Below are 13,029 nucleotides of genomic sequence, written 5' to 3'. Positions count from 1 at the left end.
TTACTGTCTTTTTCCCTCCATTTTCCGTTCGGAAAATTTCGCTTTAAGCATCTCGCCGAATATCGTAAGCCCCGGCACAGCGCTCGACTTCGGATAGCGGTGCGTCAGCTTATAATAGACGAGGTCGGGCGGCGAGTCGTAGAGCCTTTGGAAGACTGCGCACGGCAGCTCCCTCCTGAACTGCACCTCCGCGGAGGCCGGGACGACGCACCACTGCCCGGGATGCTTCATCAGAGAGGTGAGAAGTCCGACGGAATCCACCTTCACGCGGAAGGACTTGATCGGGTTCCAGATATGGTCGTGCCACAGCCTGTAGCCGCTGCTCCATTCTATGTACAGCTCGCCGTCCTGCCGCAGCTCAGAGAGCTTGATGAACTCCGCGGTATCCTCGCCGTCGAAGGGTATGCGCGCGACGACGAAACCCTCTTTATAAAACGGTTCAACCTGAACGTAGCGCGTATTCTCCTCGTGCAGAGTGATAGCGACATCCAGCATACGGTTCTCCACCGCCTCGTACAGCTTGTCCGAAGGATCCGTCTCTATGCGCAGGTAAACGGGCGGGTCGTGCTCGAGCAGCGCGCTGTACACCTCGGGAAGCAGGCGGCAGTTGACCCCCTCAGAGCCTCCTACAGTCAGTGAATACGCCGAGCCCGGGTTTCGCGCGTTTCCGATCTCCCTGCTGACCTCCTGCCATCTCAGCGCGAGAGGAAGGAAGCTCTCCCCGGCTGGCGTGAGGTGTATCGATTTCATTCCCTTCTGGCGGTCGACGAGTATCATTCCCATTTCGCTCTCAAGCTCGCTCAGGTTATAGCTTATCGTCGACTGTGTAACGTTGAGCAGCTCCGCGGCTTTGCCGAGCGTTCTCGACATCGCTACGGCAAGAAATGTCTCTATCCCCTTTTCGTGCATTTGATCACCTCGCCAATTATATTCTATACGATAAATATTTGCCGATCATTTTAACCGGACGCGGAACTCTCGCCGCGACCGCCGGCGCCTTGGAAGCGCGGGCGCGAAAGCTCACGCCGTACGCTCAAGCGCCGGCGCGCGGGCCTGCCGAGATACGTAAAAAACCGCGCCGCCGCAAGACTTTTGAGAAAGCGGACAGGATGCTCCGGACGTACCCGTTGCGTTCGCTGATAAAAGATAAATATCCTGTGCTGCCTATATAAAATTTTTTCGTTTTTTGAGTGTTTTTCGGGTGTCTTTACTCCCGCTTGCGGATGAATTTTACGGCGCCGACGCCGCCGAAAAGAGAAAACGGAAGCGCCGCCGGCAAAAATATTCCGGCAAAGTACGCCCCGGCGCCTTCCGAGAGCGCGGGAGAACCATGAACGTCGGCCTGCCCCTCCTGCCTTTCGTGCAGGCTCATGCAAGCCTCGGAGGGCAGAGAAGCGGCCAGTGCGGAGAGCGTGCCGAAGGAATTATCGAAAGAGCGGTAAGCCGAAGCATCGCCGCCGAACTCATAGAGGAGCGGGCGCGAATGCAATAACGGCATGAAGGAAGCGGCTAACATCAGAATGAGCGCAAAAAGGACGCCGAAGCGCTTCCTATCCGCACAAACGGCAAGAGCCTTCATCATCTTCTCCCCCTCTCGCGGATAAAGGAGCTATCCGAATCAGATAAATATCATTTATACTTTATCTCACAAAAATGCGATTAAGTCAATAAAAGAATATTTTCATAAATGCCGAGCCATGCTGGAAACTTCTTCGCAATGCGCGCCGTGCAAAAAAGGGCGGCCGCTCCCGCAACAACGGAAGTAGCCGCCTCTCTTGCGCACCGCTCGGGCGTTCAGAATTTTATTTCGTCGCGTCCCTGCCTTTCTGCATGACGAGCGTGTCGATCGGGTTGATATTCTTCTCTTTGTGCGTCTGGCGCCACGTCTTTATCGGCATTCCCCATATTTTGATGAAGCCGACCGACGCGGACTGGTCGAATATGTCGCCGGTCGAGTAGGTTGCGAGCGCTTTGCTGTAGACGGAGCTGTCCGATTTCATTCCGTCGACGATGCAGTTGCCCTTATAGAATTTCATGCGCACAGTGCCGTTGACGTTCTTCTGCGTCGAATCCATGAAGGCCTGCACCGCTTCCATCAGCGGCGAGAACCAGTAGCCCTCGTAGGTCATCTCAGCAAAGCGGACCTCCAACTCCTTCTTCGTCTTCAGCGTGTCCTTTGCGAGCGTCAGAGTCTCGAGCTTCCTATGGGCGTTGATGAGCGAGAGCGCGGCCGGGCACTCGTAGACCTCGCGGCTCTTGAAGCCGACGAGGCGGTCCTCCACCATGTCTATGCGCCCGAAGCCGGCCCTGCCCGCCGTCTTGTTCATGAAGTCGATGAGTTCGATGGAGCTCATTTTTTTGCCGTCCACCGCTACGGGGACGCCGTTTTCGAATCTGACTTCGACGTAGACCTCTTCGTCCGGCGCGTCCTTCGGATCAACGGTGAGCTTGTAGGCGTCCTCCGGCGGCTTGTTCCACGGGTCTTCGAGGATGCCGCATTCTATCGAACGCCCCCAGAGGTTGTCGTCGATGCTGTAGGGGCTCTTTCTCGTAGTAGGCACCGGGACCTTATGAGCAGCCGCGTAGTCCATTTCCTCTTCGCGCGAGAAGCCCCAGTCCCGTACCGGAGCGAGGACTTCGACGTCGGGGTTGAGCGCGTTGCACGCGACCTCGATGCGTACCTGATCCTGCCCCTTGCCGGTGCAGCCGTGGGCCACCGCTACGGCGCCCTCCTTTTCGGCGCACCAGATAAGGGCCTGAGCGATCATCGGGCGCGAAAGGGCCGAGTTGAGCGGATAGACCCCCTGATAGACCGCGTTCGCCTTGAGCGACGGCCATACGAACGCGTCGATGAACGCCTCGCGGAGGTCTACTACGTAGGCCTTTACGGCGCCGGCCGCATAAGCCTTGGCCTTTATCTCTTCAAGGTTGTCGGCCTGCTGTCCGACGTGCATCGTAAGCGTTACGACGTCGTATCCCTGTTCGTGAAGCCACGGAATGGCCACTGATGTGTCAAGTCCGCCGCTGTACGCCAATACTACCTTTCCTTTTCTCTCCGCCGCCATTTTGCATTCCTCCTGGATATTCCTTAAAATTAAAAAAAAGCCCGTCCCTGTCCGATTAGGAACAGGGACGGGCGAATTTACCCGCGGTGCCACCCTGGTTGACGCTGAAACATGTCCACTTGATCGATCATGCTCCGGGGCGCGAAATTGTGATTCTCTTTGCGAAAAGCGCTTTCAGCCTGTGGCGCTCTATCTCTGTCGCCGAGCGATCGAATTTATAATCCCGTCATCGCACACTAACATCTGCCTACGGAAGTCGATTCGTCGTATACGTCTTACATTCTCGGCGGCTGCAAAGCTCACAATAACACCCCTCCTTCGCTGCGGTCTAAAAAACTTGTGTGGTATTTTACCATTTGAATTGTATTTGTCAACCTGTTACGAAACAAAAAAAATAATTTAACTTCATACACAAAATAGTTCATTTTTTCTTCGTCAGGGCGCCGAAAATTTCGGACTCCATCGGCGTTCGCTTCGCCGCTTCGTACGCATCGAACGCCGTCACCTCAAGATGGGCTGGCGTTATCGAAATGTAGCCGTGCGCGACGGCCCAGACGTCGGTCTCCCTCCTCAGCTCGTCGTGGATGCTCCCTCCGACCCAGTACGCTTCGCCGCCAAAGGGGGTCTTGACGACTGTGATCTTGTCATGGTAGCGGCGCGTGCCCTTCTTCGTCACGCGGACGCCGGCGATCTCCTTAGCGGGCAGGTTCGGCACGTTGACGTTGTACATCACGTCCGGCTCCATAGGATGCTTTTTCAGCCACTCGGCTATTTTAAGTCCGGCGTCGGCGGCGGTCGCGAAATGTTTTTCCTCCGAACGCGAGCCGCAGAGCAGAGAGAGCGCGATAGAAGGATAGCCGTATATAAGCCCTTCGAGCGCAGCGCATACCGTACCGGAATAGGTGAAGTCGTCGCCGAGGTTCGGGCCACAGTTTATTCCGGACAGAAGCAGATCCGGAACGAAGTTCAGCACTTCGACTCCCATTATCACGCAGTCCGTAGGCGTGCCGTCGCACGAATAGGCGGCAAAATCGCCGCCGAGCGCCGCGCCGTCGACTTTATTTATCTGCAGGGGCCTGTCCATCGTCATAGAATGCCCCGAGGCGCTGCGCTCGCGGTCCGGAGCGACGGCGAGCACCTCGTAGCCCGCCGCGCTGAAGGTCTTCGCGAGCGTGCATATGCCCTCGGCGAATATCCCGTCGTCGTTGGTGATGAGTATTTTTTTCATCGCGGCGCTCCTACACGAGCAAAAGCCTGAGAAGCAGGGACATTATCGGCTGCATTAGGTAGGGGAAGACGTTCAGCACGATGAGGGCTAAGATGATGATCATCCCGTAGCGTTCGAGCCAGAAGTAATATTTCAGGCAGGAGGGCGGCAGCAGCACATAGAGTATGCGCGAGCCGTCGAGCGGCGGTATCGGCACGAGGTTGAAGGAAGCGAGCCCGAGGTTGATGATTATCATCAGAAGTATGAACTGCTGAGCCCCCCAACTCCCGAAAAGCGCCGGAAGGAAGTTCACGAGCTGCGCGCATACGAACGCCGTCAGAAAATTTCCGGCGGCCCCGGCAAGGCTGACGATCACGATGTCGCGCCTCGGATGTTTGAAGTATCTCGTATCGATCGGCACAGGCTTCGCCCAGCCGATGCGGAAGAGCAGAAGGCATATCGCGCCGACCGGGTCGAGATGCGCGAGAGGGTTCAGCGAAAGCCTTCCCTCGCGCTCGGCCGTCGGGTCGCCGAGCAGCCTTGCCGCATAGCCGTGGCAGTATTCGTGAAATGTTATGGCCCACAGCACGGCCGGGAGGCTCAAAAGAAGATTCGCCAGGCCGGCCTGCGAAAATATATTAGTCAGCATCGAAACACATCCCTGTTCTCATAGAGTTCACGAGGGATATTTTAACACGATAGAGGCTTTTGCCCTACAGCGAATCATTCATCCCACAGCCAATAGAAGCCGAGGCGTCCGCTTCCGCACGACACGAGCGCGTCCACTCCGTCCACGAGCCTGTTGCTGAGCGCATAGGGAAACGCGTAGCAGAGCTCCACGCTTTCGAGCGGCCAGCGCGCGCCGCGGATAGAGACGCCTTCGCACCTTTCCGAAAAGGATATCAGCGAAAGAGCTTTCGGCTTTCCGTCAAAAGTAAATTTCATTTCCTCCGCGCCGGCAAGCAGCGCGAGCCCCTCGCGTTCGTCGGCGACGCAGAATGGAACGTGCGGCGCGGGGAAGTTCAAAAATGAGATGACGACGCTCCATAAATGGTCGAATCTGCCGCCCCACGCGCCGGTCAAAAATATTTTTTTCGCGGCGTTTTTATTTCTTTCGCAGAATATTTTAACGGCCAGTTGAAAATCCGTCAGCTCTTTGTCGCTTGGGAATTTTTCACACGGCACCCCAAGCGCCCCGGCCCACTCCCAGCTTTCGCGCGCGGCGCTGTCGCAGTCGCCGATCAGCATGTCGGGGATCACGCCGGCTTTGCGGCATATCTCGACGCCGCGGTCAGCGGCCCACACCTCGCGCCCCTTCGCCGCGGCGGCAAACCACGCGGCGTCGGGCTCTCTTCCTCCCAAAACAAAAAGCGCAGAGCGCTGCGCTTTTTCTCCTTCGCATTCTATCGCGACATGCGGAATGCCTGTCTTCTGCAAAGCGGACGCCCTCTCCTATTTGAATTTTTCGAGCCTCGGCATAATGATATACACCGCGGCGACCAAAATCAATATCTCAGGCAGAGCGTAGCTCGCGTTGTAGCCTATCGAGTAGAGCCACACGCTCGCGCCTTCCGGCGCGTAGGAGGCGAAAAAGACGACACCCGAGAGGACGGCGGCGCAGAAAGAGGCGAAGCAGGCGCATATAACGCCGAGCCATTTTTTGTGCGGGAAAAATCCCGCTATGCCGATGAGCCCGCTCGCCACCGGATAATCGAGCAGAGCCTGCAGCGGGTGCACCACGTAGCCTCCCAGCAGAAGGCGCAGAGCTCCCGCCGTGACGCAGACGAGGACTCCGTAGCGCGGCCCGTGCCTGAAAGCGAAGACGATAAGAGGCAGCAGCTTGAGGCTGACCGAACCGCCCTGCGGCATCGTGAAAAGCTTGAAATAGGAAAGCGCTATCGACAGCGCAATAGAGAGCGCTCCCTCCACAAGGACCTTTGTAGGAATTTTCATCGGTGATTCCCCCAGATAAAAATTACACCGGAGATGAAAGGGATCGTTTGGATTTCCTGCATCTTCCCTGCGGCGGCATTGCCCGCGTCAGGTTCAAAGGGTCATGACTCGCGTCGATTTCTCAGTCTTTCGACTCCCCCGATGTTGGAAATGTTTTAACAGGACGCTTCCGATTTGTCAAGCTCGCCTTCCGAGATTTTCCTCCAAAGAGAGCGCGCCTTCTCGCGCCACTCCTCTTCGCTCCCGTCGTTCACCAGCAGGCAGTCGGCGCGCGCGATCTTCTCCTCGCGCGGCAGCAGATGAGCCTCGCGGCGCTCTATCTCGCCCGCGCTCCAGCTGCGCTTCGCGTTCCTCCCGACGCGCTTTTCAAATCCGCACGCGGCGTAAACGACGAAATCGACGAGCTTTTCGTAGCCGCCTTCGTAGAGCAGTGGAATCTCCGCGACCACGACGCCGCCGGCGCTCCTCGCCTGGGAGAGGATATTCTCCATAGTTTTCTTGTGGAGCAGTTTCGACGCGAAGTCGTACTCAGCGTCGTCGCCGAATATCTTCGCCGCTATCTTCGCGTACATCTCTTTGCGCGGCGCGTCGAAAAAGCCTTTCCCCCAGCGCTCTTCGGCTTTGCGCCTGATCTCCGGGTCGTCCCACAGCGCGCGCGCGACGCTGTCGGCGTCTATCACGTGCGCCCCGCACTTCGCCAGTTCGCCGCAGAGCGCGCTTTTACCAGCGCCAACGTCTCCCGTTACCCCTACTATCGGCATGATAGGCTCCCCCCTGCGCATCGTCTTCTAACACCCTCACATCGCGCGGAACCTCGCCGATGAAGCGCGACATCGGATTCCGCTGAATCCCTCCGAAGAGCAGGCGGCTCGATGCGCAGCTCATAAAGAGCCGCTCCCTGGCGCGAGTCATTCCGACATAGCAGAGGCGTCGCTCTTCGGATATGCCGTTCTCCTCCTCTACGCAGCGTGCGTTGGGGAAAATGCCCTCTTCGAGCCCCGTCATGAATACTATCGGAAATTCGAGCCCCTTCGCGGCGTGGAGCGTCAGCAGATTGACCGCGTCATCATCCTCCTGCGCGGCATCTTGGTCCGTCACGAGGGGAATCTCCGCCAAGGCCTGAGCCACGTCGCACTCTTCCGGCACGACCGACAGTATTTCAAGAACGTTGCCCTCGCACTCTTCCCAATCGTCGGGATATGCCCCGGCCAGATACCCCCTGTAGCCGTTCGCGTCGAGTATCGTGCGCACAGCGTCCGATATATCGTCGGAGCTTTCAAGTATCGCGAGCATCTCCGACGCGAGGGCCTTAGCGCCGAGCCCCTGTTTCCCCTTCAGCCCGCCGCCCTCCTCGCGCACGCGCTTCCACAGCTCGGCGGCCTCTTCCTCCTTCATCCGGGCTATCGCTTCGCCGAGCTTCTCCGCGCTCTTTTTGCCGAGGCCGCGTGCGGGGATGTTCGCGACGCGCGCCAGCGAAAGCGCGTCGCGCGGATCGACCGCAAGCCGCAGCATCGAGAGGACGTCTTTGACCTCGGCGCGCTCGTAGAACGCGACGCCCCGTATCACGCGGTAGGGCAGCGAGCGTTCGAGCAGCGCCTGTTCGAGCCCGCGGCTCAGTGCGTTCACACGGTAAAGGACCGCCATTTCTTTGTAGGCGTAGCCGTCGTCGTGGAGCGACTCGATCTTTTCCGCAATCCACTCGGATTCCTTTTCGTCCGTCAGATGGCGCCGGAGGTATATCGGGCGACCGCGTTCCGCCGCGGTCCACAGCTCTTTCGGGTGCCTGTCGTCGTTGTTTCTGATGACGCCGTTCGCGCCGTCGAGGATGTTTCCGCTGGAGCGATAGTTCTGATCCAGAATCGTCATCCTGGCTCCCTTGAAATCGCGCTGGAAATTCAAAATCATCGACATATCGGCGCCCCGCCAGCCGTAGATGGACTGGTCCGGGTCCCCCACGACCATTATCTTACGCCCGCCTTCGATCAGGCAGCGCAGAAGAAGATACTGCGGCTGATTGACATCCTGATATTCGTCGACGAGCACCCAGTCGAGACGCGCACGCTCCGCTTCGAGCACATCGCGGTTCGACGCGAGTATGTGCAGCGGCAGCACCATCAGATCGTCAAAGTCGAGCGCGCGCTGCGCTGTCAGATGCTTCTGATATTCGTCGTATAGGGAGCGCCAGCGCTCGGATATTTTCGGCTCGCGCGTCACGGGGTTCGCCTTCGTCTTAGCCTCGGAGATCATATCGAGCGCGCTCGCCGCCTCGAGGTTTTTGGGGTTTATGTTGAGCTCGGCCATCGCGCGCTTGACGACGTTCTTAACGTCTCCCCTGTCGAATACGACGAAAGGGTAAGGCGCTCCGGCCTTCGACAGCGCCTCGTGATACCTGCGGAGGAAGCGCAGCCCGTAGGCGTGGAAGGTCGATATCTCAAGCCCCTGCAGCTCGCCGCCGAGTATCGCGGCGGCCCTCTCCCTCATCTCGCGAGCGGCCTTGTTCGTAAAGGTCAGCGCGAGTATGCGCCACGGCCTGACGCCCTTCTCCTCTATGAGATACGCGATTTTAGTCGTAAGCACTTTCGTTTTTCCGCTGCCGGCTCCGGCGAGCACTACCTGAGCTCCGTCGCAGTACGTTACCGCCTCGCGCTGGCGCGGGTTGAGCGCTCCAGTCATTCTACAAACCATAGCCACACGTCCTTAACATGATGCGTTATAACGATAAAATTACAGCCTGTCGCGCCGCCGGTCAAGCGATAAATTTCCCGCGCGTCCAAACGGCATAAAAAATCCCCTCACGGGGAGGGGATATTCTGCGCTGTAAACCTGCCGTTGAAAAGCGTGCGCTCTATTTGGGTTCGAGCAGCCCGTAGCCGCCCTCTTCCCTGCGGTAAACGACGTTTATATCTCCGCTTTCGTCGTTCTTGAAGATAAAGAACGAATGCCCCAGCAGCTCCATCTGCATCGTCGCTTCAAGCGGCGTCATGACGTCGACCGTAAACTTTTTTATCTTTACTATTTCGCGCTTCGGTTCTTCTTTCTCGGCCTGCTGCGGTAAAAGCTCCGGGTCGATATCGAAGGAAATATCCTGCACCTTCATGCGCACTTTGTCTGTGAGATAGCTCTTATGTCTCTTCACCTGGCGTTCGATATTCTTCAAAGCCTTGTCGAAGGCCTTGCGAAGGTCGGGAGCGTAATCTTCTCCGCGCATCACGACGCCGTTCACGTTCGAGGTGATCTCTACCACGTTCATGCCTCTCTTGTAATTGAGCGCGACCTGCGTGTCCAGAATTCGATCGAAAAACTTTTCGATCTTGAAGAGCTTCTTCTCCATATACTCCTTAATGTCACCGGGGAGTTCGACATTGCGCGTAAGAAAACGTACCTCCATAGCAACTCCTCCATTCTTGGTGCGATATTAACTTACTGAAGTTATTCTACCATGTTATTCAAATTAGCTCAAATATACAAATATCGTAAGAAATCAGATTTAGCGCGCATCTCCGCAGCTTCAAAGGAACGAAACTGCCCGCCGCGCGGTGGAGGTTTATATTTCCGCGTGCCGACCGAGCCCGCGCCGACCTTCATCGATGAGCGCAAAAAATGCGGGTACCGGAAGCTCTTCGTTCCCGGCACCCGCGCGTTAAATAATTTTTTGCAAGCCAAGCGCCTATTTCTCTGCGGCGAGCCTGGCGAGCCACGCATCGATGTCGCGGGAGAGCGTGCCGCCTCCGCCGTAATGCACGGAGAGCGCCTCGCATATCTCCGAGTCGGGGCACAGCTTCGCTATGGCGGAGACGCTCCGCCCGAGGCGTCCGCCTCCGTGGCTGCAGAAGGGGATTATCTTCTTGCCCGAGAGATCGTACTCCTCAAGGAAGGAGGCTATCGGCATCGGTATAGAGGCCCACCAGTTCGGATAGCCAAGATACACGGTGTCGTACTTCTTAACGTCCGCAAGCTTCGAGAGGAGCTTCGGACGCGCGTCCTTCTGCTGCTCGTCCTTAGCGCGCGCGAGACAGGCGTGATAGTCGCTCGGGTACGAATCGACGATGGTTATCTCAAAAAGGTCGCCGCCGGTCCTACGATGAATCTCCTTCGCTATGTTCGCGGTGTTGCCCGAATAGGAGAAGTAGGCGACGAGTATGTTTTCCCCCCGACCCGCCGGCGCCGCGTGCGCCGCCGCGGCGGAGAGGAGAAACGCCGCGAGCACGGCCGAGACAATTTTTTTCATTGCAGTCAACTCCTTACTTCACGTTACGCGCGACGCGGAAGCCGATATTGTAAACGCGCATATCGGGAGGCATCGCGCTTCTGTACGCCGAGCGCAGATGTTTGCCGAAATCGTTCCAGCCTCCGCCGCGCGCGACGCGCCAGCGCCCCTTTTCCGCGCCCGAGGGATCTTTACGCTCTCCATCGTACGCGCCGTATATATCCCAGCACCATTCGCCGACGTTGCCGTGGACGTTGTAAAGGCCGAAGCGATTCGGCGCGAAGCTGTCTACCGGGACTGTTTCGCCGCGGTATTCGCCGCCCTGCCCGTCAACGTAGGGGTACGTTCCGTAATAGTCGGCTTCCTCAGGCGTGATGTTCGCGCCGGTCCAAAAGGGCGTATTCGTCCCCGCGCGGCACGCATATTCCCACTCGGCCTCGGTGGGCAGCCTGTAGCCGTCGGCTTCCTTATTCCAGCTGACGCTTCTGCCGTTCACGGCGTAGGCCGGCGTCAGCCCATCCTTCCTGCTCAGCGCGTTGCAGTAATTCACCGCGTCGTACCAGCTGACGTTCTCGGCCGGTAGGTTGTCGCCGCGGAAGGAGAAGTCTTTTTCTCCCATCAGCTCGCAGTACTCGCGCTGCGTCACCTCGTACCTGCCGATGTAAAAGTCGCTCACCATTACCTCGTGCGCGCCTTCATCCTTTTCGCGCCACGCCTCCGACGAAGGGCTGCCCATCCGGAAGGCGCCCTCCTTGACCAGTACGAGCCCTCCGGCCGCGTACGCCTGTGCGGCAAGCGCCAGAAGAAACAACGCCGCCGCGAAAATTTTTCGCATCGTCATTCCTCAAATATCCCTCCAATGCCGAGAGCCGAAACGCTCTCCAAAGGTCGTTTCGCGGTCCTATAAAAAGCTCCGCGTCCGTCGGCGTCCGCCCGCTTCCTTCGTACGCTTCGCCGGGGCCGCAAAAGCGGCGCCGTATAGCAGAGCCGCTGAAAAAAGCACTGCGCCCGATAAAATTTTCATCGCAGCACCTACTGTATATACCGCGCTGCCGCTAGCTTTAAAACATTTTAACAGTTTGAGCCGGCTCAAAGTCAACGAACGCTGCTTTACTCAATCACGCATGAGCTCCGTCCTTCGCGCTCTGAAACTCCTGCCAGTCACAGCGGCCGTTTTCGGCGTGGTAAGGACAATATTCCACTTATTCATCTAAATGTCAACGACGTTCGTTTAAAGCTGAAACTTTCTAAGCGGGCCGGCCAAAATCGCCACGCCGGAGCCAAACCCATTTTTCATTCTCCACGGCGCTTAAATTCGGATTTTACAAACTTAAGGCGTTGTATTATAATGTCCCAACATTTTTATATTTATGCGAAAAACCGCAGCGATGTGAACGGAGGCATAGAGATGAAGTTTTCAAAAAAAATACTTAACATCAAACCGTCCGCGACTATGAGCATCTCGGATATGGCAAAGGCAATGAAGGCCGAGGGCAAACCGGTCCTCTCCTTCGGCGCCGGAGAGCCTGACTTCGGCTCGCCTGACGCGGCAAACGAGGCTGCGATCGAAGCGATCAAGCGCGGAGAATCCCATTACACGCCGACCGCCGGCATAGCCGAGCTGCGCGCCGAGGTCTGCAGCTATTATAAGAAGCGTTTCGACCTCGACTACGCTCCGAATCAGGTGATAGTCGCGCCGGGAGCTAAACCCGTGCTCTACGAGGCGATGCAGGCGCTCGTCGACGACGGCGACGAAGTCATACTCTTTGCCCCGGCGTGGGTCAGCTACGTCGAACAGATACATATGGCCGGAGGAAGAGAAAAGGTCGTCGACACGATATCGACGAATTTCCTGCCGACTAAGGGAAACCTGCTCGCCGCAATCGGGGAAAAGACGGTCGGCATAGTGGTCAACTCGCCGTCGAACCCGACAGGCGCGATCTATCCCGCGGAAATTTTGAAGATGATCGCAGACGTAGCGCGCGAAAAGGACCTCTGGATTATCTTCGACGAAGTATACGAACGCCTCGCCTACGCGCCGGCAAAGCACGTGAACATACTGAACGCCGCACCCGAGGCTAAGGAGCGCGTAATTCTGATAAACAGCGCGAGCAAGACCTACGCGATGACGGGCTGGAGGATAGGCTACGCGATCGGCCCTAAGGAAATAATCTCAAAGACGAACGCGCTGCAGACCCACCTGACGTCGAACGCGTGCTCGATAGCGCAGTGGGCCGCGCTCGGCGCGCTGAAGAACGCAAACGGCGACGCCGAGAAGATGCGCGCCGAGTTCGAAAAGCGCCGCCGCGTGATAGTCGACATGCTGCGCGACATGCCTTACGTGAAGGTAAAGGAGCCGGAAGGAGCTTTCTACGTTTTCGCGGACATACGCGGCTGCCCGATTCCCGACGATATGAAATTCTGCGCCGAGCTCCTCGACAAAAAATATGTCGCGGCCGTCCCGGGAAGCGCGTTCTTCGCGCCGGGCTTCCTTCGCCTCTCCTACGCCTGTTCGATGGAAAACATCAAGGCCGGCATGACGAGGATGAGGGAATTCATGGAGAGCTTGAAAAAATAAAACCCTTCACACAAGAGGC

The 13,029-nt window shown here is 57.5% G+C and carries 13 protein-coding genes and 1 riboswitch; of the genes, 1 reads left to right on the top strand and 12 read right to left on the bottom strand.

Features of this window, described 5'->3' with window-relative positions:
• From EH55_RS08130 to EH55_RS14205, 12 genes are all read right to left on the bottom strand, one after another.
• Positions 1–909 carry a LysR family transcriptional regulator gene (locus EH55_RS08130; protein ID WP_037976620.1) on the bottom strand — a complete coding sequence of 303 codons (909 nt, stop codon included), beginning with the start codon at positions 907–909 and terminating at the stop codon, positions 1–3.
• A 298-nt stretch (positions 910–1,207) separates the two neighbouring features.
• Positions 1,208–1,582 carry a hypothetical protein gene (locus EH55_RS08120; protein ID WP_070110121.1) on the bottom strand — a complete coding sequence of 125 codons (375 nt, stop codon included), beginning with the start codon at positions 1,580–1,582 and terminating at the stop codon, positions 1,208–1,210.
• 220 nt (positions 1,583–1,802) lie between these two features.
• On the bottom strand, positions 1,803–3,065 hold the full coding sequence (locus tag EH55_RS08115; protein ID WP_037976615.1) for an argininosuccinate synthase: 1,263 nt from the start codon (positions 3,063–3,065) through the stop codon (positions 1,803–1,805).
• A 421-nt stretch (positions 3,066–3,486) separates the two neighbouring features.
• Positions 3,487–4,293 (bottom strand): 5'/3'-nucleotidase SurE, encoded by an 807-nt coding sequence (gene surE, locus EH55_RS08110; protein ID WP_037976613.1) that lies wholly within the window; start codon positions 4,291–4,293, stop codon positions 3,487–3,489.
• Between the two features lie 10 nt (positions 4,294–4,303).
• On the bottom strand, positions 4,304–4,921 hold the full coding sequence (locus EH55_RS08105; RefSeq protein ID WP_037976611.1) for a site-2 protease family protein: 618 nt from the start codon (positions 4,919–4,921) through the stop codon (positions 4,304–4,306).
• 74 nt (positions 4,922–4,995) lie between these two features.
• Complete coding sequence (locus EH55_RS08100; protein WP_051682759.1) at positions 4,996–5,709, bottom strand: thiamine diphosphokinase; 714 nt, start codon at positions 5,707–5,709, stop codon at positions 4,996–4,998.
• 15 nt (positions 5,710–5,724) lie between these two features.
• A complete protein-coding gene (gene thiT, locus EH55_RS08095) occupies positions 5,725–6,225 on the bottom strand; it encodes an energy-coupled thiamine transporter ThiT (protein ID WP_037976608.1) in 501 nt (166 codons plus the stop codon).
• Positions 6,226–6,271: 46 nt separating this feature from the next.
• Positions 6,272–6,375: riboswitch (TPP riboswitch) on the bottom strand.
• 5 nt (positions 6,376–6,380) lie between these two features.
• Complete coding sequence (locus EH55_RS08090) at positions 6,381–6,986, bottom strand: dephospho-CoA kinase (protein WP_037976606.1); 606 nt, start codon at positions 6,984–6,986, stop codon at positions 6,381–6,383.
• Positions 6,946–8,910, bottom strand: coding sequence for an ATP-dependent helicase (locus EH55_RS08085; protein ID WP_037976604.1), 1,965 nt, complete (start codon positions 8,908–8,910; stop codon positions 6,946–6,948). Before EH55_RS08085 ends, EH55_RS08090 begins: the two co-directional genes overlap by 41 nt.
• 160 nt (positions 8,911–9,070) lie before the next feature.
• A complete protein-coding gene (hpf, locus tag EH55_RS08080) occupies positions 9,071–9,613 on the bottom strand; it encodes a ribosome hibernation-promoting factor, HPF/YfiA family (RefSeq protein ID WP_037976601.1) in 543 nt (180 codons plus the stop codon).
• 279 nt (positions 9,614–9,892) lie between these two features.
• Positions 9,893–10,453 carry a flavodoxin gene (locus tag EH55_RS14210; protein WP_037976599.1) on the bottom strand — a complete coding sequence of 187 codons (561 nt, stop codon included), beginning with the start codon at positions 10,451–10,453 and terminating at the stop codon, positions 9,893–9,895.
• Positions 10,454–10,466: 13 nt separating this feature from the next.
• Positions 10,467–11,273, bottom strand: a complete 807-nt coding sequence (locus EH55_RS14205) for a formylglycine-generating enzyme family protein (RefSeq protein ID WP_051682758.1) — start codon at positions 11,271–11,273, stop codon at positions 10,467–10,469.
• A 567-nt stretch (positions 11,274–11,840) separates the two neighbouring features.
• Here EH55_RS14205 and EH55_RS08065 point away from each other — a divergent pair.
• A complete protein-coding gene (locus EH55_RS08065) occupies positions 11,841–13,010 on the top strand; it encodes a pyridoxal phosphate-dependent aminotransferase (protein ID WP_037976862.1) in 1,170 nt (389 codons plus the stop codon).
• Positions 13,011–13,029 lie beyond the last annotated feature (19 nt).

The organism is Synergistes jonesii (assembly GCF_000712295.1).
Classification (GTDB): domain Bacteria; phylum Synergistota; class Synergistia; order Synergistales; family Synergistaceae; genus Synergistes; species Synergistes jonesii.
Note: the sequence above shows the minus strand (reverse complement) of the source record. Positions and strands in the feature narration are given on the sequence as shown.